Origin of the sequence: Amycolatopsis halotolerans (genome assembly GCF_042647905.1) — a bacterium.
GTDB lineage: Bacteria > Actinomycetota > Actinomycetes > Mycobacteriales > Pseudonocardiaceae > Amycolatopsis > Amycolatopsis halotolerans.
The window spans coordinates 113,246-137,087 of the sequence record NZ_JBHRWI010000003.1 but is presented as its reverse complement, the minus strand read 5'-3'; the positions used below and the strand labels follow the sequence as shown (position 1 = coordinate 137,087).

Here is a 23,842-nt window from a genome sequence, read left to right as displayed (position 1 = left end):
AAGGCCTCGCATCATAGGAGGAACAGCTTCCCGATCCCTCCGAACGGAGGGCTGGCAAGGACTTTGGGGACAACGGTGTGCTCCTCTGGTGCCGCAGGCGACTCCGCCTCACCACGGCGAATCGCCTTCGCGACGATCATCGGCGCCGCTCCGCGCGAGTCAGTCAAGCAGAAGCGAAGTCAGGCAAGGAGAAGCAGTGGCAAGTGAGGACACTCGAATCGCGATCGTCGGCGGAGGGATGGGCGGGCTGACGGCCGCGATCGCGCTGCGGAAGATCGCCGGAGTCCGGGCCACCGTGTTCGAGCAGGCGGGCAAGCTGGGCGAAGTGGGCGCGGGGGTCACGGTCGCGCCGAACGCGGCGCGCGTTCTCGACAGACTCGGCGTGCTCGATCGGATCAGGCGGATCGGAGCGGTCCCGGACGGGCACGGCGTCTACCAGAACGCCATGGGCGGTCTGGTGACCGACGCGGCATGGGAGGACTCGGCGAAGCAGTACCAGAACATCGGGATGTACCGCCCGGACCTGATCGACGCCTTGGCGCAGGAGGTCGATCCGGCGACGATCCGTCTCGGCCACCGGCTGGTTTCGGTGGAGACACGGGGTTCCGGCGTTCGCGTCGAGTTCGAGAACGGCGCGGACGACGTGTTCGACGCCGTGATCGGAGCGGACGGCATCCATTCGGTGGTGCGGGGAGCCGTCGGCCAGTTCCCGGAGCCGGTCTACTCCGGGTACCTCGTCTATCGCGGAGTGGTCGACGCGTCCCGCCTGCCCGGCGATTGGCGCATGATCAGCCAGGTGTGGATGGGCAACCGGAGGCACTTCATGTGCTATCCGCTGCAGCGGCGGAAGCTGTTCAACTTCGTCGCCGGCATCCCGAGCGACCGGCCGCTCGACGGGGCCTGGTCCGGCCCGGCGGCGGTCGGCGAACTCGCCGCCGAGTTCGCGGGCGCGGACTGGGACCCGAGACTCCAGGAGTTCATCGGGTGCGTCGAGCACACCTTCTGGTGGGGCCTCTTCGATCACGAACCGCTTGCCAACTGGTCCCGGGGGCCGATCACCCTGCTCGGCGACGCGGCGCACACGATGTTGCCGCACCAAGGGCAGGGGGTGAACCAAGCGATCGAGGACAGCATGGCGCTCGCCACGTTCCTCGCAGCGGCCGACAGCGTCGCCGACATTCCCGAGGCGTTCCGGCGCTACACCTCAGTCCGCATGCAACGCACGGCGATCCTGCAGAACGGCTCTCGCCGGGCCGGTGCCATGTTCGACGCACAGTACGAATTCGCGGACCTCGAGAAGCGCGACGCCGATCTCCGGGTCGGGCGCGACTTCCGGCGAAGCGCGGTATTCGACTATGACGCGCAGAAGGTGGCCGAACAGGCGCTCAACCGATTTCAGGGGGTTCCGGTCGCATGACCTCGATCAGCATCATCGGCAGCGGCAAGATGAGCGGCGCGATCGCGGAAGTCGCGACCCGGGCCGGCGCCGGCGTCCAGATCGTCAAGCGCAGTGCGGAAAGCATGTCCGCGGCGCGTCCTGGTCCCGACTACGGCGTCATGGGCGACAAGCTCACCGGAGACCTGGTCGTGCTCGCCGTTCCCTACGGGGCGTACCCGGGCATCGTCGAGCGCTATCGGGACCAGCTCCGCGAAAAGATCGTCATCGACATCAGCAACCCCATCGATTTCTCCACCTACGACCGGCTGAAGTCGCCCGCCGATTCGTCCACCGCGGCCGAACTCGTGAAGCTGCTGCCGGCGGGCACGGCCGTCGTCAAGGCGTTCAACGTCAATCTCGGAGACACGCTCGTCAGCGGCACGAACGGCACGACGCGCACGACCGTCCTGTTCGCCGGCGACTACGCGGAGGCGAAGGTGGCCCTCGCGGCGTTCGTCGAGGCGGCGGGAATGCGCGCGGTCGACGTCGGTCCGCTCACCCGTGCACGGGAACTCGAGGCGATGGGATTCCTCCAGATCGTGTTGGCGGCGCTCGGCAAGACGCGTTACGAGTCGGGCTTCGCGCTGCTGGAGTGAGCGGGGTTCGGCCGACCTGCCGGGGTCAGTGCCGGCAGGCGGCCGCCCCGTGGCAGGAGACCATCGCCCGCAGCGTGTCGTGCAGTTTTCGTGCCTTCTCCGGCGGCAGCTGAGCGGCCGTGTTGTGCAGTTCCTGTGGATCTGTGGTCCGGTCGTAGTACTCCTTGGCTCCGTCGGCGTACTCGACGTAGGTGTAGGCGGTGCTCCGAATCGCCTCGTAGGTGGTCGGATTGCCGCTGTTCTTCGCGGGTTTGTCCGGGTCGTTCTTGTCGAAGTCGGGACCGTGGTGCTCCACCAGCCCGACGGTGCGCCACGCCGGGGGCGCGGTGCCGTTCAGCAGCGGCACCAGGCTTTCGCCGTCCACCGGTGCGGGGGTCGATGCCCCGGCGAGTGCTTCGAAAGTCGGTCGCAGGTCGATGTTCTCCGCGGGCTGGTCCACTGTCGCGCCCGCCTTGACGCCGGGGCCGGTGACCACCAGCGGCACGTGCACGTCCGTGTCGAAGGCCGTCTGCTTTCCGGGGGTGAGCCGGTACTCGCCCATGTGGTAGCCGTTGTCCGAGGTGAAGACGAGGTCGGTGTTCCCGCGTACTCCGGCTTTGTCCAGTGCCGCTTGCACGGTGCCGATCATCTTGTCGACCGACTGCACGGCCTGCGCCCGCTTGCGGAAGTCCTTGTCGATCTCCTGTTTTTCCCGGTCGGTCAACGGGGTGCGGGAGGCGAGCCACGACGGCGGCGAAGACGGAAGCGTGTCGTACGCGGGGCCGCGCGGTGCGGTGAGCCCGGGGAACGCGCCGGCGTCGCGAGGCGCGGGGGTGTAGGGGCCGTGCGGGGCGAACGTGGCGAGTTCCATCGCGAACGGGGTGTGGTCGGCTGCCGAGCTGGCGACGAAGCTCGCGGCCTTCTCCGCCATGACGTCGACGAGGTAGTTCTCGGGTTTGGTGCCGTAACGCTTGACCGTGCCGTTCTCGTTGAGGTCGTAGTCGAATTCGCCGTAGCCGTTCCCGGCGACGTCCCATTCGTTCCAGCCGGGCGGGATTCCGTCGGATTTCGGCTGGTAGCCGTTGAGGTACTTGCCCATCATCGCGGTCCGGTACCCGGCCTGCTGCAACGACGTCGCGTAGGTCGACTTGTCGTCGCCGCGGCCGTGGAAGGCGCGGTAGCCGCCGTCCTTGCCGCCGTTGGTGAACACGCCGGTGTCGTGCGGGACCATCCCGGTGAACAGCGACGAGCGCGACGGGCAGCAGAGGGAGTCGGTGACGGTGTAGTTGGCGAAGGAGGTGCCGTTCCTGGCCATCTCCTGTACGTGCGGCAGATACGGCAGCAGGTTCATCGAGAGATCGTCGGTGAGCACGAGGACGATGTTTGGTTTGCCGCCGGCCGCGGCGGGCTGGCCCGGCACGCAGGCGACGGCCGTCGAAGCCACTGTCAAGGCCAGCAGCGGGATCAGGAGCGAACGAGCGCGTTGCGGCATGCCCCGCACGCTAGAACCGTGACCGGCGAGTTCGGTTCGAGGCGTGTTCGGGTTCGGTAAATCCGCCGCGCGCTCAGCCGAGTTCCTGGGCGAGCCCGACGACGATGTTCTCCGGCCCCCGCACGTAACACAGCAGATAGATGTCCTCGTACCGCACCACCTCGTCGACCAGTTCGGCCCCGTGCGCGCGCAGGCGGGCGAGGGTGTCCTCGAGGTCGTCGACCGCGAACATCATCCGGCGGATGCCCAGCGTGTTCGCCGGGGCCTTCCACGGCTCCGGGGCGATCGCCTTCGGCTGGTGGAATTTCGCCAGTTCGACCCGCCCGGGGCCGTCCGGGACGCGCAGCATGGCGACGTCTTGCTCGACGTCTTTCAGCCCGACCACCCGTTCCGCGCCGCGCCAGTCCAGCGGGCCCTTGTTTTCCAGTTCCAGCCCCAGTTCGACGAAGAACGCGATGACCGCGTCGAGGTCCTCGACGACGATGAGGACGTTGTCCATCCGCTTGACCGTCATGCGGCCACCGTAGCGCTCCCGGAAAACCTTAGTGGTGCTATTCTTAGCGCAAAGCTATTCACGGGGGTGCCGGATGCCGAAGCGGACCGAGCCGGACGAGGTCGACGAGATGCTCGCGCAGTGGCGCGCGGAGACGCCGGACGTCGACACTTCGCCGCTGGCGGTGTTCGGGCGGTTGCATCGTTCGTTCGACCGGTACCAGCGGCAGCTGACGCGCGTGTTCGCCCGGCACGGGATCACGGTCGCGGACTTCGGGATCCTCGCCGCGCTCCGGCGGGGCGGCGCGCCTTACCGGCGTACGGCGGGCGACCTCGCCGACACGAACCTGCTCACCACCGGCGGCATCACGCAGCGGGTCGACAAGCTGGTGCAGGCCGGGCTCGTCCGCCGCGAACGCGACGAGGACGACCGGCGCGTCGTGTTCATCGGTCTCACCGAGGAAGGCCTCGCGGCCACGGACAAGGTGGTGCACGAGCATTTTCCCAACGAGAACCGCATGCTGGCCGGGCTGACCGCGGCGGAACGGGCGCAGCTGGCGAAATTGCTGGGGCGGCTGGAGCGGTCTCTGGACCAGGCCGAGTTCGGCGACTGAACTTCGGGTTTTGCCGAGGTGTTCGGCTCGGCTCTGGTCGGGCGGCGGCCGCGGGCGCGGCAAGCTGCGGACCGCTCCCACGGCCACGACGCACCCAATGTGGCATTGGGTGCATGCCACGCACCCAATGTGGCGTTCGGTGCGTGGCATGCACCCAATGCCACATTGGGGCGCGATGTCGCTGCCATTGCCAGGGCGGCGGTTGAGGGCGAGCCCGCACAGCGTCGGCGGGCCACCGCTCCGATGCGCCGTCCGCCGCGGCTTCGCCGGAACGCGGGGGTTGGCTCGCTGTTCGCACGAGCAAATAGCTCCGTGTCGTTTCGGCGGATCCGGGCTTAGGTTCGGGCAATGGCTAACGAATTGACCATTCCGCTCCTGCCCTGCCGCTCCATCGGCGACGTCGCGCCGTTCTACGAGATGCTCGGCTTCGAGATCACCTCCCGGCAGGACCGGCCGTACTCGCACCTCGCGGTGCGCCGGGAAGACCTCAATCTGCACTTTTTCGGGATGGACGGCTACGACCCGGCCCAGTCGTACAGCACGTGCCTCGTCATCGTGGAGGACACCGGCGAGCTGTTCGAGGCCTTCGCGGCGGGAATGCGGTCCGTGCACGGAAAACTGCTCGTCTCCGGCATCCCGCGGATGACCCGGCCGCGGCTGCGCAACGACCGGTACACCGGGTTCACCGTCGTCGATCCGGGCGGCAACTGGATCCGGATCAACCAGGCCGCCAAGGCGCCCGAGGCGCGGACCAAGCTCGCCAAAGCACTGGAAAACGCGGCGCGGCAGGCGGATTCGCACGGCGACGAACGCCAGGGGCTGAAGATCCTGGAAGGCGCGCTGAAGCGGGCGACCGGCGATGAACCGGAGTTGCGGGCGGTGCGGGAGTACCGCGACGAGCTCGTCGAACGGATCGCGGGGGCTGGGCCGCGTTCAGGCGCGTGAGCGCGGCCCAGCCGACTCGGGTCGCAACGGGGTGCGGCCTGCTTCGGATCCAAGAGGGCTCGACGTGCCCGTGTCCGCGGGCTTGGTCAAGCAGCCGCAGGAACTCGCGATGCTCGCCGAGGCGGCCGAACCTGCTGACGGATCAGCCGCGAGCCCACGGGATCGGTTCGTCCGCCAGGCTCAGGTACAGACTCTTCTGGCGCTGGTAACTGCGGATCGCGGTGCGGCCCTTGTCCGTGCCGAGGCCGCTTTCCTTGGTGCCGCTGAACGGCGTCGAGATGCTGAACTGCTTGTACGTGTTGATCCACACCGTCCCGGCGTCGACGCGGCGTGCCAGGCGGAGGGCGCGGCGGTAGTCGGCGGTCCAGATGCCGCACGCCAGGCCGTAGACGGTCGAGTTGGCCTGGGCGACCAGGTCCTCCTCGTCGTCGTAGGGCAGCAGGACGCCGACCGGGCCGAAGATTTCCTCCTGGCACGTCTTCGCGTCCGGGGCGAGGCCGTCGAGCAGGGTGGGTTCGTAGTAAGCGCCGCGCGACAAACGTTCATCAGAAGGGATTTGGCCGCCGCACAGGACATTCGCGCCTTCTTCGCGGGCGCGGTCGACCATCGCGGCCACCTTGTCGCGGTGCGCGAACGTCGCCAGCGGACCGACCTGGGTGGCCGGATCCGTGCCGGGGCCGAGTCGCAGGCCCGAAGCAGCGGCGACCAGGCGGGCAGCCCATTCGTCGTACTGCTCGCGCGGCAGGAAGATCCGCGACCCGGCGATGCAGCTCTGTCCGGTCGACGAGAAGATCCCGTACAGGATTCCGGCGACAGTCTCCTCGACGTCGGCATCCGCGCAGACGATCGTCGGGGATTTGCCGCCCAGTTCCATGGTGACGGGGATGATCCGGTCCGCGGCGATGCGGCCCAGCACGCGACCGGTGGTCGTGCCGCCGGTGAAGGCGAGCTTGCCGACCAGCGGATGGCGGGAGATGGCGTCGCCGACGACCGAACCGGGGCCGGGCAGGACGGACAGCAGCGCGGGCGGGACGCCGGCGTCGTGGACGAGGCGGGCCAGAGCCAGCGAAACCAGGGGAGTGGCTTCGGCCGGTTTGAGCAGCACAGCGTTCCCGGCGGCGAGCGCGGGGGCGATTTTCTGGGCGTCGCTGGCGATCGGCGAGTTCCACGGCGTGATCGCGCCGACGACGCCGATCGGTTCGTGCACGCTCATCGTCAGGTGCGCGCCGCGGCTCGGCGGGAGTTCGCCTTCGAGGGTTTCGAGCGCCGCTGCGTAGTAGCGGAACGTGCCGGCCGCGCTCGCGACCAGCGCGCGGGTTTCGCCGAGCGCCTTGCCGGTGTTGCGGGTTTGCAGCAGGGCGAGTTGCTCGGCGTGGGCCTCGATCGCGTCGGCGACGCGGGTGAGCAGGCGGGCGCGCTGGTGCGGCAAGAGGTCCCGCCACGCCGGATCCGCGGCGGCCGCGGCACCGGCGCGGGCGGCGGCGTCGACCTGGGCGGAGTCGGCGGCGTGGATCGAGGCGACCGTCGAACCGTCGGCGGGATCCACGCACGCGGACGCGGGACCGCCGCCGCGCCGCCAGCCGCCGCCGACCGGGATTTCGTCGGGCGGGACGGGGAAGGGCTGCATGGCGGGGTCCTCTCGGCGCGGGTGACGGGGTGCGACCGAGGAAACCTTAGACCTAAGATTTCGTCAAGACCCGGCCCGGCGGAGGTCCGTGAAGGGCTCCTTGAAGGAATCAGATTCCCTCGAGGGGTCCTTCACGGCGCGCGAGCCGCCGCGGAACCGCGGGAAAGAATTTTAGGCCTAAGGGGTTGTGTCGATCACAGCGCGCGGGGTACAACCCTTACCAGTAAATCTCTTAGACCTAAGGCATTCGGCGGCGAGCCCGCCGAGGACCACCGGAGGAGTTGCCCCGCGATGACCACCACCGAAAGCAAGCACCAGCCCCTCGAGGAGCTCATCGACTCGTGCATCGCCGCTCGCGAGACGCGGTACGAGGACTGGGACACCCTCGGCTTCCAGGCCGCCGCGAAGGGCGACGAGTTCCGCCGCGCGCAGATCCGCTACATCGGCTCCGGCGCGACCGGCAACCACGACGGCGACGCCCGCCAGCTGCCCTCGGAGCACTTCACCTTCTCCAACATGCGGCTTCCGGTCGGCGCGATCGGCCCGGAGCACACCCACCACGACGTGGAAGAGGCGTTCTTCGTCCTCGAAGGCACGCTGGAGGTGACCGTGCACGACGTCGAGGACGGCACCAAGACCGCCACCCGCACCCTCGGCTACCGCGACCTGATCCGCGTGCCCGCCGGGGTGCCGCGCAGCCTCCGCAACGCCGGCGACACCGACGCGCTGTTCTGCGTCATCATCGGCGCGCAGAAGCCGCAGCTGCCGACCTACCCGCCCACCTCGCCGATGCACGGCGTCACTCGCTGAGAAGAGACCGCGATGCCGACGATGCTGCGGGTGCACCGGACGACGTGGCTGGCCGACCGGGTCACGCAGGTGGAACTGCGCGACCCGGAAGGCAAGCCGCTGCCCGGCTGGGAGCCGGGAGCGCACCTTTCCCTGCACCTGCCGAACGGGCTGGTGCGCGAGTACTCCCTCTGCGGCGACCCGGCCGACACGCACGCGTGGACGGTCGCGGTGCTGCGGGAGGAATCCTCGCGCGGCGGCAGTGCCTGGGTGCACGAGCGGCTCACCGCGGGGAGCGTCATCCCCGTCGAGGGTCCGCGCAACACCTTCGAACTGCACGACGCTCCGGAGCACCTGCTCATCGCCGGCGGCATCGGCGTCACCCCGATCCTCGCGATGGCGCGGAAACTCGCCGATGACTCCGCGCCGTGGTCCATGCTCTACTGTGGACGGTCGCGCGGCGGGATGGCTTTCCTGGACGAGCTTTCCGGGCTCGGCGGGGACCGGCTGGAAGTGCACGCCGACGACGAGCACGGAGGTCCGCCCGACCTGGCCGCCAGGCTCGCCGGGCTCGCTCCGGGCACGGTCGTGCACTGCTGCGGCCCCGAACCGTTGCTCCGCGCGGTCGAGGCGGCGTTGCCGGAGACGGCGACTTTGCGGGTCGAACGCTTCCGGGCCCCCGAGGCTCCGGCAGCCGCGCCGGGAACGGGATTCGACGTCGTGTGCGCCGGTTCCGGGACCAGGGTTTCGGTGGCCGCCGACGAGTCCATTGTGGACGCGCTGGGGCGCACCGGGATCTCCGTGCCGACCTCGTGCCGCGAGGGCGTGTGCGGGACTTGTGAAACGAAGGTGCTCTCCGGCGAGCCGGACCACCGCGATTTCGTGCTCGACGACGACGAGAAAGCGATCGCCGGAACCATGATGCTGTGCGTGTCGCGGTGCCGGTCCGCCGAACTCGTTCTGGATCTTTAGGAGCCGGCCGTGGCCGGACACACCCACCGGCAGCTCGCCGTGCTGCGCGCCGCCGCCGCGGGGCACGTGGAAATGACGTGCAGCCGCGAACCGCACCTCTACGTCGACGGCCTCGCCTGCTGCGACCCGACCCTCGGGCACCAGCTGGCCGGCCTGCTCGTCCCCGAACCGGCCGCTCCGCGCGGACCGGGGCTGCGGGTGCCCGCGGTGCTCACCGCCGCCGGACAAGCCGCGCTCGCCCCGCCCGCCGCCGCCTGACCACCACGAACCGAAGGGAACGCCCGATGCCGCTGCAGCTGCGGCCGGTGCAGAGCCGCACCGCCCCGCCAACGAGCTACGAGAACGCGCTGGCCGACGAGCTGGAAGCCGTCTACGGCCGGGGCGTGCACGACCTGCCGGGCGTGGTCTCCGCGCTCAACGCGGGCGGTCTGCGCCCGGCGGACGGCTCCGACTGGACCGAAGAGACGTTCGCCGCCGAACTGGCGCGGCTGGCAGGGGAGGCGTGATGGCGACCAAAACCGCCGAAGAGCTGCTGGCGCTGGGCCTGCGCGACCGTTGGTACCCGCTGTGCCCGTCCGGCACCGTCAAACGCGGCGAGCTGACCCGCATCGAGCGGGCCGGCGAGCAGTTGCTGCTCTGGCGCGACTCCGCCGGCGTCGTGCACGTTCAGGAAGACCGCTGCCCGCACCGCGGCGCACGGCTTTCGCTCGGCGTGCACATGGGCGACCGGGTAGCCTGCAACTACCACGGCGTGCAGGTGGACGGCGACGGTGTCGTCGTGTCGGTGCCCGGCAGTCCGGGCTGTGCGCTGGAGGGCCGTCCCGCGCTGCGGACGTTCCCCGCGCAGGAGCACGCCGGTGCGGTCTTCGCCTGGTTCGGCCTGGACGAGGCCGCCGAGCCGACGCCGCTGCAGGTGCCGGACCCGATCGCGGGCGGGGAATGGGACAACTTCCTCTGCTACGTCGAATGGGACGCGCCTTACGGCTACTCCCTGGACAACCTGCTCGACCCGATGCACGGCGCATTCCTGCACCGCAACAGCCACACCATGTTCGGCGGCAAGCGCGAGGCCGTCTTCCAGATCCGCGCGATCGACGACGGGTTCGTCTTCGAGAAGACCGACCAGCGCGGCGTGAACTTCGACTGGGTCCAGCTCACCGACGCGGGCGCGCAGTGGGTCACCCTCGACATCCCGTACCCGGAAACCGCCGGCCCGGGCGGCGCGTTCACTATCGTCGCCGCGCTGTGCGCGATCAACGAGACGCAGCACGCGGCCTTCTTTTGGCGCTGCCGCAAGGTTTCCGGCTGGGAACGCGACAGCTGGCGCGTCCTCTACCGCAACCGGCTCGAAGCCCGGCACTGGGCGGTGCTGGAGCAGGACCGCGAGATGGCCGAGGCGATGCCGCTCGACGCGTGGGACCGGGAAAACCTGTACCAGCACGACATCGCGCTCGTCCGGATGCGCCGCCTGCTGCGTTCGGAAGCCCGCCGCCAGGCCGCCGCGCTCGCCGCACCGCCCGCCGCACCGGCTCCGGCCGCGCCCGTGCCCGCCCCGACCCGCTGAAGTTTCAGGAGGCCCCATGTCCGCCGAACCCATCGCACGGCTCCGCGCCCTGCGCGCGGTGACGCTGCGTTCGACGCAATGCGCCGATTCCGGCGAGTTCTACCGCGAAGTCTGGGGGCTGCAGCAGGTCGAAGCCGACCGCGGCACCGTGTGGCTGCGCGGTTCCGGCGACGAGCACCACGTGCTCCAGCTCGAACAGGCCGACCAGAACGCACTCGGCAAGATCGCGTTCGCCGTCGCCACTCCGCGCGAGGTCGACGCGGCCGCCGCCCGGCTGGCGGCGCACGACGTTCCGCTGGTCACCGAGCCCGGCAAGCTCGACCAGGTCGGCGGCGGGTACGGCCTGCGCTTCGCCGACCCGGAGGGTCGTCTGGTGGAGCTGTCCGCTGAGGTCGACGCCGTCGTCCCGGGCGATCCGTACGGACGCGCCGCCGTGCCGCGGAAACTGGCGCACGTCGTGCTCAACACGGTCGACATCGACGCGGCCTGCGAGTTCTACACGCGGGTGCTGGGCATGCGGATCTCCGACTGGTCCGAGCACCAGATGGCGTTCCTGCGCTGCAACGCCGACCACCACGTGATCGCCTTCAACCAGGCCGAATTCGCGTCGGTGAACCACATCGCGTACGAGATGAACTCGATCGACCACTTCATGCGCGGCATCGGCCGGCTGAAGCACAACGGCGTCACGCCGCTGTGGGGCCCGGGACGGCACGGTCCCGGCAGCAACACCTTCGGCTACTTCGCCGACCCCGCCGGGCTCGTCTGCGAATACACCTCCGAGGTCGCGCAGGTCGAGGAAGACGCGTGGCTGTGCCGAGTGTGGCGGCGCACGCCGGAGCTGTCCGACCTGTGGGGCACCGCGGGCCCGCCGTCGAAGGACGTCCGCTCGCACATGCGCGGCGTGCCGGATCCCGGCTACTCGGCGTGGTGGCAGTCGTGAAGGTAGGAGTGCTGGGCGCGGGGTCGATCGGCTCGGTCGTCGCGGAAGCTCTGCGCGACGGACTGGTGCCGGGCGCGGAGCTGGCCGGGGTCGTCGATCCGGCGCTTTCCCCGGCGGGGCTGCCGATGTGCGCGTTGCCGGAGCTGCTGTCCGCTTCGGACTTGGTGGTCGAGGCCGCGGGCCAGCGAGCTTTGACGGACGCTGGGCCGCAGGTGCTGTCGGCGGGATGCGATCTGCTGGTGGTTTCGGTCGGCGCGCTGGCGGCGGACGGGTTGCTGGAGAAGCTGCTCGCGGCCGGGCCGGGTGCGGTCCATTTGTCGACCGGGGCGATCGGCGGGCTTGACCTGCTGCGTTCGGCGGCGCTGCTCGGGCAGTTCGAGCGGGTGGTCATCGAGACGACGAAGAAGGCGTCTTCGCTGTTCCAGCCGTGGATGTCCGCGGAAGAAGCGGAAGCGCTGCGGCAGGCGACCGCGCCGGTCGAGCTGCGGCGCGGGCCCGCGCGGGAGATCACCGCGGCGTTCCCGAAGTCGGCGAACGTGGCTGCGTCGGTGGCGTTGGCCGTGCGGGATTGGGACGTCGTGGAGGCGGCGGTGATCGCCGATCCGGCCGCGCCGCTGACCTCGCACGTGATCACCGCGGTCGGCCCGGCGGGGGAGTACCGGTTCGAAATCAAGAACCGGCCGTCGCCGCAGACGCCGACGTCGAGCCAGGTCGTGCCGTACGCGGTGCTGTCCGCGCTGGAAGCCTTGGCGACACCGAGGGCGGTGTTCCGGTGACATCCATTGTGGACGGTGTGCAGGTCCGGACCGCTGGCGACGGCAGTCCGGTGCTGTTGCTGCACGGCATCGGCGGCTCGAGTGCGTCATTCGACGCGCAGTTGGCTGGTCTGGCACCGAAACACCGCGTACTGGCTTGGGACGCACCGGGCTACGGCGGTTCCGCCGATCCGGAAAAGCCGCTGGGCATGGCCGGATACGCGGCGCTCGTCGGCCGTCTGCTGACCTCGCTGGACGCGGCGCCCGCGCATCTCGTGGGCGTCTCGTGGGGAGGCGTGATCGCGACCCGCGTGGCGCTGGAGTACCCGGAGGTCGTGAGGTCGCTGGTGCTGGCCGATTCGACACGCGGCTCCGGCATCGACTCCGAGCGGGCCGCGGTGATGCGGGCCCGGCCGAGCGAACTTAACCGGGTCGGTGTGGCGGAATTCGCCCGCCGACGCGCACCTCGGTTGCTCGCGCCTGGCGCGGATCCCGCGGTGGCACAACGGGTCGAGGACATCATGGCGGGGATCCGGTTGCCCGGGTACACCTCGGCCGCGGAATCGATGGCGGAGACGGATCACGGTCCGCGACTGTCCCGGATTTCAGTGCCGACGCTGGTGCTCGTCGGCGAGCACGACCAGGTGACCGGCGTCGCCGAAGCACGACGGCTGGCCGCGTCGATCCCGGGCGCGCGGCTGGAAATACTCCCCGGTGGGCACGCGGCCAATCAGGAGTCCCCGCGCCGGTTTTCCACCGAGGTCCTGGGCTTTCTGTCCGAAGTGGACGCGGCGGTGGCGCGATGAAGGACCGGCTGTATGTCGTCACCGGCGCGGGCCGTGGACTCGGCTGGGCGATCGCCCGCGAGATCGGCCGTCAAGGCGGTCGCGTCGTTGTCGCCGAACGGTCTCCTGATCGGGCGGCCGACGGCGTCGCCCGGTTGCACGCGGAAGGCGTTGAGGCACACCGGATCGACACGGATGTCGCCGATCCGGACTCCGTCGCGGCTTTGGCGGACGCGGTCGCGAAACTCGGGCCGCTGCACGGCTTGGTGAACAACGCGGCAATGGCCGAGGGCGTGGGCGGCAAGCATTTCGCGGAGTTGGACGTCGAAGCGTGGGACACGTTGATGACAGTCAACGCACGCGGCCCGTGGCTCGTCGCCCGCGCGCTGTATCCGCAGCTCGCGCAGACGGGCGGACGCATCGTGAACCTCGCGTCCGACGCCGCGCTGTACGGCTCGCCGCGCCTGGTCCAGTACGTGGCCTCCAAGGGCGCGGTGATCGCGATGACCCGCGCGATGGCCCGTGACGGCGGTCCGGACGGCGTGACCGTCAACGCGGTCGCGCCCGGGCTGACCGAGGTCGAGGCCACCGCGGGCATTCCGCAGGAGCGGCGCGACCTGTACGCGATGAATCGCGCGCTGACCCGGCCGCAACAGCCGGAGGACGTGGTCGGTTCGGTGGCGTTCCTGCTGTCCGACGCGGCCTCCTACATCACTGGCCAGACCCTTGTGGTCGACGGCGGATTCGTCTGCAGCTGAAGGGAAAACCCGTGGATTTGGGATTGAAGGGCCGCGCGGTGCTCGTCACCGGGGCCAGCTCCGGCGTCGGGCTCGCGACCGCCGCCGCGCTGCTGGCCGAGGGCGCGCACGTCGCCGCCTGTGCCCGCGACGGCGTCCGGCTGGAGAAGGCTCTCGCCGATCTGCCCCGCGCCGAGGGCTCCCGGCTGTACCCGGCGTCCTGCGACGTGCTGGACGAGGCGCAGGTGGAAGCATTCGTCGCCGACGCCGCGCGCGAGTTGGGCGGACTGGCCGGGATCGTGAACAACGCCGGTCGGTCGCTGATGGCACGGCTCGCCGAGACCACCGACGACCAGTGGCGGGAAGAGCTGCAGCTCAAGATCTTCTCGGTGCTGCACGTCGTCCGGGCCGCGCTGCCGTGGCTGCGCGAAGCGGCGAATCCGGCGGTGGTCAATGTGAACGCGATCCTCGCCCGCCAGCCCGAACCGCGATTGGCGGCAACGTCAGCGGCGAGGGCGGCGTTGCTCAATCTCTCCACGACACTCGCGACCGAACTGGCCGAGGACGGTGTACGGGTCAACTCCGTCTGCCTCGGTCTGGTCGACACCGGACAGTGGCGACGCCGGTACGAGGCTTCCGGCAGCGCGTTGTCCTTTGCGGACTGGTCGGCGGAACTGGCCGCGGATCGCGGGATCCCGCTGGGCAGGCTCGGCACCGCGGAAGAGGTCGCTTTCCCCATCGTCACGCTGCTTTCGCCGCGTGCCTCCTACGTGACCGGCGCGACGATCGACGTCGGCGGCGGCATCGCTCGTTATGTCTAGAAGGGACGGACCCATGAATCACGGTCACGGAGGCGAGCTTCTCGTTCGCCTGCTGTCCGAAGCCGGAGTGGACACCGCCTTCGGCGTGGTGAGTGTGCACAATCTTCCGCTGGTGGAAGCGGTTTCGCAGCATCTGCGGTTCGTGCCGGTGCGGCACGAGGCGGCCGCGGTGAACGCCGCCGACGGGTACGCCCGGGCCGGCGGCGGCCTCGGCGTCGCGATCACCAGCACCGGCACCGGCGCGGGCAACGCGGCGGGCGCGCTGGTCGAGGCGCTCACAGCGGGCAGCCGCGTGCTGCACGTGACCGGCCAGATCGACTCCGAATTCCTCGGCAGCGGACGCGGCGTCATCCACGAAACGCGCGACCAGATCGGCATGCTGACCGCGATCTCCAAGCACGCGGCCACGATCACGTCGGTCGAGACCGCCGAGGACACCCTGCGCACGGCGATCCGGCACGCGCTGTCGGTGCCAAGCGGCCCGGCGAGCGTCGAATGGCCGATCGATCTGCAGTACTCGCGACACGAGTTCCGCCCCGGCTCGCTGGAGTCGACCCTGATCCCGCCGCCCGACGCCGCTGCGCTCGCGGAAGCCGCCGAATTGCTTGCTACCGCACGCCGTCCGGTGTTCTGGCTCGGCGGGGGAGCGACCGGTGCGCGCGACGAGGTGCGCGCACTCGCGGAACGGCTCGGCGCGGCGGTGTTCACCAGCAACTCCGGCCGCGGCACGGTGCCGGAGAACCACGAACTGGTCGTCGGGAACTTCGCCGCGCACGAGTCGGCCGCGCAACTCCTCGCGGATGCGGACCTGCTCGTCTCGGTCGGCACGCACTTCCGCTCGAACGAAACCAAGCACTACCACTTGGCGCTGCCCGAACGGCACCTGCAGATCGACGTCGACGCCGACGCGCTGGGCCGCGTCTACCCGGCGACCGTCGGAGTGCAAGGCGATGCGGCGGCGGTGCTGAGCGCATTGTCCACTGTGGAATCCAGCACCGAGCCCGGCTGGCGTGACCGCGTCGTCGAGACCCGGAAAGCCGTGCGGGACAACCTGAACGAGGCGATCGGCCCGTACGCGGAGATCTGCGCCGCACTGCGCGACGGCCTCCCGGTCGAGTCCGTGATCGCCCGCGACGTCACCATCCCGTCCAGCCAGTGGGGCAACCGCCTGCTGGACATCCACGACCCACGCACCAACGTGTTCCCGGTCGGCGGCGGCATCGGACAGGGTCTCGCGACCGGCATCGGGGCGGCGCTCGCGACGCCGGACGCGCCGGCCGTGGTGATGGTCGGCGACGGCGGCCTCGCGGTGCACCTCGGCGAACTGTGCACGCTGGCGCAGGAACGGCCGTGGCTCGCGCTGGTCGTGTTCAACGACGGCGGATACGGCGTGCTGCGCAACATGCAGGACCACCACCGCGGCCAGCGTGCCGGGGTCGACCTGTACACGCCGGACTTCGCGCGCATGGCGCAGTCGCTGGACCTGCCGCACGCATTGGTGTCGAAGCCGGGCCAGTTCGCCGACGCGCTGGCGAAGGCGGTGGCCCAACAGGGCCCGTTCGTGATCGAGGTGGACGTGACCGCGCTGCCCGCGACGCCGCGGCCGTTCGTGCCGCCGGTCCCGGTTCCGGAGAGCTGAGGAGACAAGACGTGGGAGGCACCATCGAAGCTGCCGAAGTCCACCAGCACGGGCACGGACCCGCGAACCGCCGCCGCCGGGTGGTGCGGACGTCCGCGCCGCTGCTGGTGCGGCATCCGCCCGGCCGCGTGCGCGGCGCGGTGCTCGTGCTGCACGGGGCCGCCGGGCTCGACGAACCCGTCGAGAACACCTGCCGCACGCTCGCGAGCTGCGGTTACGTGACCGTCGCGCCGCTGTTCTACTACGAGACCGGCGGCCACACCTTCGGCCCGGGCAAGGCGGAGGCCGCGTTCGCCGCACTCGCGCTTCCGGACCTCGAAGCCGACCTCGCCGGCGCGCTCGACTACCTCGGCGCCCGGCTGGGAACGCCGCGCCACCGCGTGGCCGCCGCCGGTTTCGGCTCCGCTGCCCACCTCGCCGAACTGGCCGGCGTCGACATCGCCGCCGCTCTCGGACCCGAGCCGCCACCCTGGCCCGGTACGCCCGGATTCGACCCGCACGCGCCCGATCGGCTCGTGCTGCCCGCCGGACCGTCCGCCGCGGACGACCTGGTCCGGTTCCTGGACGCCGCGCTGCCGGACGCAACGCCCTCAGGTCCGTGACGAAGCCCGCCCCAATGTGGCATTGGGTGCGTCAGACGCACCCAATGTGGCATTCGGTGCGTCACATGCACCCAATGCCACATTGGGGCGCGAACCCCGCTCCCTGCCCGGCCGCGACGGCAGATGCCCAGAGCCGTCTTGATTTCCGGCCGCCTGAACCCCCTACGATCGATTGCACGCTCCGGCTCCGAGGAGGGCCCATGAGTATCGCCGCCACCCCCGAGGTGACCCAGCGGGACATCGCCGCCCGGCTGGAACGGCTCCCGATGTCGCGATGGCAGGTCTCGATCCGCCTGATCATCGGCATCGTCACGTTCTTCGAGGCGTTCGACCAGCTGCTGATCGCCTACACCCTGCCGGTCATCGGCCGCGAATGGCACATGACGACCGCTTCCAGCACCGCGACGCTGACCATCGGCTCGATCGGCATGCTGCTCGGCGCGCTGGCGTCCGGGTGGGCCGCGGACCGGATCGGCCGCGTCAAGGTGATCACGCTGTGCGTCGCCGTCACGGCGCTGTGCAGCCTGGCGATGACGTTGTGCACCGCGCTGCTGCCGTTCCTGATCCTGCGGTTCGTGCAGGGTCTCGCGATCGGCGGTGAAGTGCCGACCGCCGCCGCCTACATCGCGGAGATCAGCCGGGCTCGCCGTCGCGGCCGTTTTGTCTTGATGTACGAGATCGTCTTCCCGGCCGGTCTCGCGGTGGGCGCGCTGGTCGCGGCGTGGGTCATCCCGCACTGGGGCTGGCGTCCGCTGTTCGCGCTGGCCGCCGTCCCGGGCCTGGCCGCGGTGCTGCTGCAGCTGCGGATCCCGGAGTCGCCGCGCTGGCTCGCCGCGCATGGGCACACCGAGAAGGCCGAGCAGACGATGGCGTTGATCGAACGCCGGGTCGAGGAATCCCTTGGCCGTCCGCTGCCGCCGCCCGCCGAGGCCGCTGCGGCACCGGCGGCAGTGCCCACGAAACGCAGTTCGTTCCGCGACCTCTTCGCCGGTCGCTACCGACGGCGCACGCTGATGGTGTGGACGATCTGGTTCGTCGGCTACCTCGCCAACTACGGCATCACCTCGTGGCTGCCGACGCTCTACAAGGGCTCGTTCCACCTCTCGATCGGCCAGGCGCTCTGGTACAGCACGGCCACGTCGGTCGCCGGTCTCGTCGGCTGCCTGATCGCCGCGCTGGTGGTGGACAAGCTCGGCCGCCGGGTCGTGCTGGCCGCGGGACTCGGCGGGACGACCGCGATGCTGGTCGTGCTGGGCGCGCTCGGCGCCGGGACTCCGTTGCAGCTGCTGGTGTGGTCGTCGCTCGCGGCGATGTTCAACTTCGCGGTGAACGTCTGCCTGTACCTGTACACGCCGGAGCTGTACCCGACGCGCAGCCGCGCGCTGGGCGTCAGCCTCGGTGGCGTCATGAACCGGTTCGGCCTGACCCTCGGCCCGATCCTGGTCGGCGCGCTGTACGCGGGAGGCAGCGGGCTCGCCTCGGTGTTCCTGGTGCTCGGCGGGATCTGCTTCGTCGGCGCGCTGGTCGCCGGGTTCTTCGCCGAGGAGACCAAGGGCCGCACGCTCGAAGAGGTTTCGCCGTGACGGATCCGCTCCGCGTGGTCCTGCTCGGCACGGCGGCCGGGCCGTACCCGGCGCCGGGCCGGCAGGGCTGCGCGAACGCGGTGGTGGTCGGCGGGCGCGTCTACCTGGTCGACGCGGGCTACGGGACGCTCGGCAAGTACGTCGCCGCCGGGCTGTCCCCGCGCGACCTGGCCGCGGTGTTCGTGACGCACCTGCATTCCGATCACGTCGCCGAGCTGTTCACGCTTTTCCTGCTCGGCTGGGGACCGGCGAATCAGGGCGTCGTCGATCCGGTTCCGGTCTACGGCCCCGGCCCGGACCCGACCGACCCCGGCCCGCCCGCCGCGGGCACGGCGGGGCTGATCGCGGGCAATCTCGCCGCGTTCGGACAGGACGTCGCGGTGCGGCAGCGGACCAGCGACCGGCCGCGGCTGGCCGGCCTGATCCGCGCCACCGATGTCTCGGTGGCCGGGGAAACCGTTGTGCACGAGGACGATCGGGTGCGCGTGACGGCTCGGGCCGTCCCGCATCCGCCGCTGCACCTGGCGCTGGGCTACCGGTTCGAGACCGAACACGGCGTGGTCGCCTTCTCCGGCGACACCGCCCGCAGCGACGCGGTCGGCGAGCTGGCCGCGGGTGCCGATTTGCTGGTCCACGAAGCGATGGAGCCCGATTTCTACCGCAGCATCGGCTATGCGCCGAAACTGCTGGACTTCCTCGCCGCCTCGCACACGTCCCCAGCGGACGTCGGCCGGGTCGCGGCGGCGGCCGGGGCCAAGCGAGTCGCGCTGTCGCATCTCGGCCCCGCCGACCCCGCCCGCCTCGACGACGAGGGCTGGCTCCGGCGAGTCCGTCCGCACTATTCCGGCCCGGTCGTCGTGGGCCACGATTTGCTTGATCTCGCTGTCTCAAAGACTGTCTAAAAGGAGCTTTCGCTGTGCCGGAAATCGCGATCGTCGGCGGCGGGATCGGCGGCCTGGCCGCCGCTGTCGCCCTGCGGAAGGCCGGATTCTCGCCGGTCGTGCACGAACAGGCGGGCGGATTCGGCCGCGTCGGCGCGGACATCAACCTGACGCCCAACGCCGTCCGCGCCCTCGACGGCCTCGGGGTCGGCGACGAACTGCGCGAAACCGCGGCGCGGCCGAAGTACCGGATCAGCCGCACCTGGGACACCGGCGAGGAGACCTCGCGGCTGCCGATGGGCGACGAGGCCGAACGCCGCTACGGTTCGCCGCAGCTCACGATGCATCGCGCCGATCTGCTCGCCGCGTTGGAACGCGCGCTGCCGGACGGCGTGGTCCACTTGGGACACAAGCTGACCGGACTGTCCACAACGGACTCGGTCGCGCTGGACTTCGGTTCTTCGGCGGCTTCCGCGGACGTCGTGATCGGCGCTGACGGCATCCACTCCGCTGTCCGCACCGCGTTGTTCGGGGCGGAACACCCGGAGTTCACCGGCGTCGTCGCGTACCGCGCGGTGCTGCCCGCGGGTTCGGTGGACGTGCCGAACCTGGACTCCTTCACCAAGTGGTGGGGCCCGGATCCGGACACGCAACTGGTGGTTTTCCCGCTCAACCGCGGCGAGGACGTGTTCGTCTTCGCCACGACCCGGCAAAGCCAGTGGCGGCACGAATCCTGGACCACCCCGGGCGACGTCGACGAACTGCGCGAGGCGTACCGCGGCTTCCATCCCGAGGCTCGCGCGTTGCTGGAGGCGTGCGATTCGGTGCTGCAGTCCGCGCTGTACGTCCGCGATCCGCTGCCGATCTGGTCGTCCGGCCCCGTAACGCTGCTGGGCGACGCGTGCCACCCGATGATGCCGTTCATGGCGCAGGGGGCGGGAATGGCCATTGAGGACAGCGTGGTGCTGTCGCGGGCGCTGGCGGCGTACCCGAACACCGACGTCGCGCTGAAGGCGTACCAGGCGGCCCGGCTGGACCGGACGCGCGAGGTGCAGCTGGCCTCGCGGAACAACAGCTGGCTCAAGCAGAGCGGAACCAGTTCGGCCGCCGCGGACGCGATCTACGGGTACGACGCCTGGCACACTGCGGTGTGATCCAGGTCATAGCTCGGGTTCCGGGTGGCGTGTCTGATCGGGTCGGCTCCGTTCGACGCTTAGGTGAACAGGCACCATCCCGAACCAGGAGCTGATCCCATGCGCACCCTCATCGCCACCGCGTTCGTGTCCCTCGACGGCGTCGTCGAAGCCCCCGGCGGCGAGGCCGGCTACCGGAACGCGGGCTGGACGTTCAAGGACATCGAGTTCGACCCCGCCGCCTACGCGCTCAAGGGCGTCGAGCAGGAGGAGGCGGCCGCGCTGCTGCTCGGCCGCGTCAGCTACGAGGCGTTTTCGCCGGTGTGGCCGGACATGACCGAGGAATTCCCGCACTACAAGGTGATGCCGAAGTACGTCGTGTCGACCACGCTGCGCGACGAGGACCTCGTGACGAACTGGGGCGAAACGACCATCCTCCGCTCGCTCGACGAGGTCGCCGCTTTGAAGGAAACCGAAGGCGGTCCGATCATCGTCAACGGCAGCGCGACGCTCGTCCGCGACCTCACCGACGCGGGCCTGGTCGACCGGCTGAACCTGCTGGTCTTCCCGGTTTTGCTCGGTGCCGGGAAGCGGCTATTCAGCGAGACGGACAAGGCGAAGCAGCCGCTGAAGCTGGTCGAAAGCGAAACCTATGCGAACGGGATTCAGAAGCAGGTTTTCGAATTCGTCCGCTGAGCGTCTGCACGGTGGTCAGGTCACCGGGGTTTCTTTGCCTGGTGCGCCCGCGTCCGACACGCCGCGAATCGTGGCGGCGCGGGTGAACCAGCTGTCGAAGAGGTCGCGGTAGTGCGCGGTGCGCGGGCACGGCACGCTAGGGCGGACCGGGTGCTCACGCCGCTCCCTCGCGGCAGGGTGCTGGCTGGAAGACCTCGACCGGCGACTGCGGGAATCCGAACGATCCGGAGCGGCGACCGGGCGGGGATTCCGCTGTCCGGCAGCACCATCGCCACGAGATCCGGACGCACCGCCGAGTGGTTCTCCGGGGTTCGGCGTTGAAACTAGTCACTGACAAGTCGGTGGCATACTCGAGGGCATGGCCCGTCGTTACCATCACGGCGATCTGCGGCAGGCGGTGCTGACCGCGGCTGTCGAGGTGCTCGGCGACTCCGGTCCGGCCGCGGTCAACCTGCGCGACCTGGCCCGTCGGGTCGGGGTTTCGCACGCTGCCCCGGCGCACCATTTCGGCGACCGGTCCGGGCTGCTCACCGCGGTGGCCGCGCAGGGTTTCGACCTGCTCGCGGACACCCTCGAGGAGCTGCCGCCGTCGTCGGACCTGCTCGAAGCCGGGGTCGCGTACGTGTCGTTCGCGGTCGAGCACCGGGCGCACTTCGAGGTCATGTTCCGCCCGGAGCTGCTCCGCGCCGACGATCCGGACCTGCGGGCCGCGCAGGAGCGCAGCAACCAGGCGATGGACTGGGCGATCGCCGGTTTCCGGGACGGAAGCGTCGATCCGGTGGTCGCCGGCGCGGCGGCCTGGTCGCTCGTGCACGGGTTCGCGACGCTGTGGCTGCAGCGCGCGTTGCCCGCGGCCGTCGGCGACGACGTCGAGGCGGCTGCGCGCGCGGTGGCGGAATTGCTTGTCCGGGGCGCGAATCCCTAGCCGGCCGTCCGTTCCGGGAGGAGTCGCTCGACGGTGCGGCGGGCGGTGTCCGCGGCTGCGTGGTCGCCGAGCCGCAGTGCGATATTCGCGGCGGTGAGCACCGCGTCGATCTGGAAAGCGGTGCTCTCGGCGTCGATTTCCGCGATGTGCCGCAGTTCCCCGGCGAGCAGGTCGCGCCAGGCTTGCTGCTGGCGCGCGAGAAGATCCCGCACCGGGCCCGGTTTGCTGTCGAAGACCGGGAGATTCGCCGCCCAGAAACAACCGCCCGGGAAAAGCGGTTTCCTGGCGTAATCAAGCCACCGCTCGATCAACGCGGTCAGTCGCGCGATGCCCGGCGGCTGGTCCGCGGCGGGGCGGAGCACGGCCTCGGCGAAGAGTTCGCGCGCGCCCTCGATGACTGCGAGCTGAAGGTTTTCCTTCGTGCCGAACAGGGTTTGGATGCCCGCCTTGCTGATCCCGAGGTCGGTGGCGAGCCTGCCGAAACTCAGGCCGTCGAGCCCGTCCGCCGACGCGACGTCGACCGCGTGCCGGACGACCGTCTGCCGGGATCGTGCCCCGCGCAGCAACCGCCCGTCCTGTTCGCCTTCGCTCACCGGAAGCATCCTGCCACAGGCTCTTGTCAATAAATACGTACGACCGTATGTTTGGTTCATGGCCGACTCATGGATGGTTGAACTGGCCCGCGGGCTGGCCGTGGCGAAGAGCCGCCGGGACGTGCCCGCCGCGCTTCGGCTGATGCACCCCGGGATGCTGCTGGAGACGCCGGCCTTCGGCACGAAAGCGCGCGGGCTCGCGGAGAACGAGCGGGCGCTGACCCGGTTCTTCGCGTCGTTCCCGGACTACGAGGTCGCGCTGCACGGCCACGCGGAGAACGACGAGACCCTGGTCTGCTGGGGAACGGCGCGGATGACGATGACCGGGGAGCGGTTCGGGGTCCGTCCCGGCGGCATCAGGGCCGAGCTGCCGGTGGTCATCCAGTTCTCGTTCCAGGACCGGCTCATCGCGGGCGAACGGTTCTTCTTCGACCTGGCGGAGTTGTGCGCGCAGTCGGGCGTCTCGACGGACGCGGTCCGGCGCACCCTGTTCGGAGTCGCGGCATGAACCTCGACGCGCGGGTGCGGGACGTCGGCGAGGTCGCCACCCGGTACTTGTTCGACGTGGTCGTGGACCTGAGCCCGCGGGTGGAATTCGGGGACGGGCGGGTGTTTTTCGCTTCCGCCGGCGGAACCTTCCACGGGCCGCGGCTGCACGGCGAAGTGCTTCCGGGCGGCGGCGACTGGGCGGTGTTCCGGCCGGACGGGACGATGACGCTGGACGTCCGGCTCGCGCTGCGCACCCACGACGGCGCGTTGCTGCACCTGACCTACCGCGGCCGCCGTACCGCCTCGGGCGCGTACTTCCGGACGAATCCGCTGTTCGAAACCGGGGCGGAGCAGTACGCGTGGCTCAACGACGTCGTCGGCGTGGGGTCGGGCTATCTGGTGGACGGCGGGGTCGCTTACCGGATCGCCGAGGTCTTGTAGCGGCGCGGGCCGGTGAGCTTCGTCAACGCCGTGCTCCCGCGCGTCGTCTCGGCGGCGCGCGCGGCCCGGTGCCATCCTGGGAGGCATGACCCACTACGCACTCACCCAGTCCGTGGCGATCGCGACCGATCTCGAGGCCAAGGGATTCCTCGGCACGGTCGGCAAGATCGCGGCCGCCACGATCATTTTCTTCGTCGCGATCGGCCTGATCGTCGGGCTGATCCTCGGGTACTTCATCGGCCGTTCGGTCGGACGGCGCCAGGGCAGCGGCGGCTGATCGGGTTAACCCGGCTGTCCGGAACGGGACAGAA

The 23,842-nt window shown here is 70.3% G+C and carries 28 protein-coding genes; 24 read left to right on the top strand and 4 right to left on the bottom strand.

Going from position 1 to position 23,842, the window contains the following annotated elements:
• The first annotated feature begins 196 nt into the window (after nt 1-196).
• Nucleotides 197-1,417 carry an FAD-dependent monooxygenase gene (locus ACFORO_RS02065; protein ID WP_377868869.1) on the top strand — a complete coding sequence of 407 codons (1,221 nt, stop codon included), beginning with the start codon at nt 197-199 and terminating at the stop codon, nt 1,415-1,417.
• The gene (locus ACFORO_RS02060; RefSeq protein ID WP_377868870.1) at nt 1,414-2,034 is read left to right on the top strand and encodes an NADPH-dependent F420 reductase; all 621 of its coding nucleotides are present in this window, start codon (nt 1,414-1,416) and stop codon (nt 2,032-2,034) included. The genes ACFORO_RS02065 and ACFORO_RS02060 overlap by 4 nt, the downstream gene beginning before the upstream one ends.
• A gap of 25 nt (nt 2,035-2,059) precedes the next feature.
• Here ACFORO_RS02060 and ACFORO_RS02055 read toward each other — a convergent pair whose 3' ends face one another.
• Both ACFORO_RS02055 and ACFORO_RS02050 read right to left on the bottom strand, forming a co-directional pair.
• Complete coding sequence (locus tag ACFORO_RS02055; protein WP_377868871.1) at nt 2,060-3,505, bottom strand: sulfatase family protein; 1,446 nt, start codon at nt 3,503-3,505, stop codon at nt 2,060-2,062.
• 73 nt (nt 3,506-3,578) lie between these two features.
• Nucleotides 3,579-4,019, bottom strand: a complete 441-nt coding sequence (locus tag ACFORO_RS02050) for a VOC family protein (protein WP_354738520.1) — start codon at nt 4,017-4,019, stop codon at nt 3,579-3,581.
• Between the two features lie 73 nt (nt 4,020-4,092).
• Between ACFORO_RS02050 and ACFORO_RS02045 the strand changes: the two genes are divergently transcribed.
• Together ACFORO_RS02045 and ACFORO_RS02040 are read left to right on the top strand one after the other, a co-directional pair.
• A complete protein-coding gene (locus ACFORO_RS02045; protein WP_116203116.1) occupies nt 4,093-4,611 on the top strand; it encodes a MarR family winged helix-turn-helix transcriptional regulator in 519 nt (172 codons plus the stop codon).
• Nucleotides 4,612-4,959: 348 nt separating this feature from the next.
• On the top strand, nt 4,960-5,556 hold the full coding sequence (locus ACFORO_RS02040) for a hypothetical protein (RefSeq protein WP_377868873.1): 597 nt from the start codon (nt 4,960-4,962) through the stop codon (nt 5,554-5,556).
• Nucleotides 5,557-5,698: 142 nt separating this feature from the next.
• On the opposite strand, the gene ACFORO_RS02035 is transcribed toward ACFORO_RS02040, so the two are convergent.
• Complete coding sequence (locus ACFORO_RS02035; protein WP_377896482.1) at nt 5,699-7,183, bottom strand: aldehyde dehydrogenase family protein; 1,485 nt, start codon at nt 7,181-7,183, stop codon at nt 5,699-5,701.
• 291 nt (nt 7,184-7,474) lie between these two features.
• Here ACFORO_RS02035 and ACFORO_RS02030 point away from each other — a divergent pair, with 291 nt between their 5' ends.
• From ACFORO_RS02030 to ACFORO_RS01950, 17 genes are all read left to right on the top strand, one after another.
• Nucleotides 7,475-7,993, top strand: a complete 519-nt coding sequence (locus ACFORO_RS02030) for a cupin domain-containing protein (RefSeq protein ID WP_344278598.1) — start codon at nt 7,475-7,477, stop codon at nt 7,991-7,993.
• 12 nt (nt 7,994-8,005) lie between these two features.
• On the top strand, nt 8,006-8,944 hold the full coding sequence (locus ACFORO_RS02025) for a PDR/VanB family oxidoreductase (RefSeq protein WP_377868875.1): 939 nt from the start codon (nt 8,006-8,008) through the stop codon (nt 8,942-8,944).
• A gap of 9 nt (nt 8,945-8,953) precedes the next feature.
• On the top strand, nt 8,954-9,202 hold the full coding sequence (locus ACFORO_RS02020) for a hypothetical protein (protein WP_377868876.1): 249 nt from the start codon (nt 8,954-8,956) through the stop codon (nt 9,200-9,202).
• A gap of 26 nt (nt 9,203-9,228) precedes the next feature.
• On the top strand, nt 9,229-9,450 hold the full coding sequence (locus ACFORO_RS02015; RefSeq protein ID WP_009076039.1) for a recombinase-like helix-turn-helix domain-containing protein: 222 nt from the start codon (nt 9,229-9,231) through the stop codon (nt 9,448-9,450).
• Nucleotides 9,450-10,508 (top strand): Rieske 2Fe-2S domain-containing protein, encoded by a 1,059-nt coding sequence (locus ACFORO_RS02010; RefSeq protein ID WP_377868877.1) that lies wholly within the window; start codon nt 9,450-9,452, stop codon nt 10,506-10,508. The genes ACFORO_RS02015 and ACFORO_RS02010 overlap by 1 nt, the downstream gene beginning before the upstream one ends.
• Nucleotides 10,509-10,524: 16 nt before the next feature.
• The gene (locus ACFORO_RS02005) at nt 10,525-11,451 is read left to right on the top strand and encodes a VOC family protein (RefSeq protein WP_377868878.1); all 927 of its coding nucleotides are present in this window, start codon (nt 10,525-10,527) and stop codon (nt 11,449-11,451) included.
• Entirely contained in the window at nt 11,448-12,227 is a 780-nt protein-coding gene (locus tag ACFORO_RS02000; RefSeq protein ID WP_377868879.1) for an aspartate dehydrogenase domain-containing protein, read from the top strand. The genes ACFORO_RS02005 and ACFORO_RS02000 overlap by 4 nt, the downstream gene beginning before the upstream one ends.
• Nucleotides 12,224-13,012, top strand: coding sequence for an alpha/beta fold hydrolase (locus ACFORO_RS01995; protein ID WP_377868880.1), 789 nt, complete (start codon nt 12,224-12,226; stop codon nt 13,010-13,012). Before ACFORO_RS02000 ends, ACFORO_RS01995 begins: the two co-directional genes overlap by 4 nt.
• Nucleotides 13,009-13,749: an SDR family oxidoreductase gene (locus ACFORO_RS01990; protein WP_377868881.1), complete on the top strand. Its 741-nt coding sequence runs from the start codon at nt 13,009-13,011 to the stop codon at nt 13,747-13,749. Before ACFORO_RS01995 ends, ACFORO_RS01990 begins: the two co-directional genes overlap by 4 nt.
• An 11-nt stretch (nt 13,750-13,760) precedes the next feature.
• Nucleotides 13,761-14,549 carry an SDR family oxidoreductase gene (locus ACFORO_RS01985; RefSeq protein WP_377868882.1) on the top strand — a complete coding sequence of 263 codons (789 nt, stop codon included), beginning with the start codon at nt 13,761-13,763 and terminating at the stop codon, nt 14,547-14,549.
• Nucleotides 14,550-14,562: 13 nt separating this feature from the next.
• Nucleotides 14,563-16,188 (top strand): thiamine pyrophosphate-binding protein, encoded by a 1,626-nt coding sequence (locus ACFORO_RS01980; protein WP_377868883.1) that lies wholly within the window; start codon nt 14,563-14,565, stop codon nt 16,186-16,188.
• A gap of 11 nt (nt 16,189-16,199) precedes the next feature.
• Nucleotides 16,200-16,790: a dienelactone hydrolase family protein gene (locus ACFORO_RS01975; protein WP_377868884.1), complete on the top strand. Its 591-nt coding sequence runs from the start codon at nt 16,200-16,202 to the stop codon at nt 16,788-16,790.
• A 200-nt stretch (nt 16,791-16,990) separates the two neighbouring features.
• Entirely contained in the window at nt 16,991-18,373 is a 1,383-nt protein-coding gene (locus ACFORO_RS01970; RefSeq protein ID WP_377868885.1) for an MFS transporter, read from the top strand.
• Nucleotides 18,370-19,275: an MBL fold metallo-hydrolase gene (locus ACFORO_RS01965; protein WP_377868886.1), complete on the top strand. Its 906-nt coding sequence runs from the start codon at nt 18,370-18,372 to the stop codon at nt 19,273-19,275. Before ACFORO_RS01970 ends, ACFORO_RS01965 begins: the two co-directional genes overlap by 4 nt.
• Nucleotides 19,276-19,289: 14 nt before the next feature.
• Complete coding sequence (locus tag ACFORO_RS01960; RefSeq protein ID WP_377868887.1) at nt 19,290-20,408, top strand: FAD-dependent monooxygenase; 1,119 nt, start codon at nt 19,290-19,292, stop codon at nt 20,406-20,408.
• Nucleotides 20,409-20,507: 99 nt separating this feature from the next.
• Nucleotides 20,508-21,083: a dihydrofolate reductase family protein gene (locus tag ACFORO_RS01955; protein ID WP_377868888.1), complete on the top strand. Its 576-nt coding sequence runs from the start codon at nt 20,508-20,510 to the stop codon at nt 21,081-21,083.
• Nucleotides 21,084-21,441: 358 nt separating this feature from the next.
• Nucleotides 21,442-22,008 carry a TetR/AcrR family transcriptional regulator gene (locus ACFORO_RS01950; RefSeq protein ID WP_377868889.1) on the top strand — a complete coding sequence of 189 codons (567 nt, stop codon included), beginning with the start codon at nt 21,442-21,444 and terminating at the stop codon, nt 22,006-22,008.
• On the opposite strand, the gene ACFORO_RS01945 is transcribed toward ACFORO_RS01950, so the two are convergent.
• Nucleotides 22,005-22,601 (bottom strand): TetR/AcrR family transcriptional regulator, encoded by a 597-nt coding sequence (locus ACFORO_RS01945; protein ID WP_377868890.1) that lies wholly within the window; start codon nt 22,599-22,601, stop codon nt 22,005-22,007. The two genes, ACFORO_RS01950 and ACFORO_RS01945, sit on opposite strands and share 4 nt — an antisense overlap.
• 58 nt (nt 22,602-22,659) lie before the next feature.
• On the opposite strand from ACFORO_RS01945, the gene ACFORO_RS01940 reads away from it, so the two are divergent.
• The 3 genes from ACFORO_RS01940 to ACFORO_RS01930 all read left to right on the top strand — a co-directional run bounded on the left by ACFORO_RS01940 (nt 22,660) and on the right by ACFORO_RS01930 (nt 23,808).
• Nucleotides 22,660-23,109: an ester cyclase gene (locus tag ACFORO_RS01940; protein ID WP_377868891.1), complete on the top strand. Its 450-nt coding sequence runs from the start codon at nt 22,660-22,662 to the stop codon at nt 23,107-23,109.
• Nucleotides 23,106-23,531 (top strand): DUF3237 domain-containing protein, encoded by a 426-nt coding sequence (locus ACFORO_RS01935; RefSeq protein ID WP_354738561.1) that lies wholly within the window; start codon nt 23,106-23,108, stop codon nt 23,529-23,531. Before ACFORO_RS01940 ends, ACFORO_RS01935 begins: the two co-directional genes overlap by 4 nt.
• Before the next feature lie 85 nt (nt 23,532-23,616).
• Nucleotides 23,617-23,808 (top strand): hypothetical protein, encoded by a 192-nt coding sequence (locus ACFORO_RS01930; RefSeq protein ID WP_354738563.1) that lies wholly within the window; start codon nt 23,617-23,619, stop codon nt 23,806-23,808.
• The last annotated feature ends 34 nt before the right edge of the window (nt 23,809-23,842 follow it).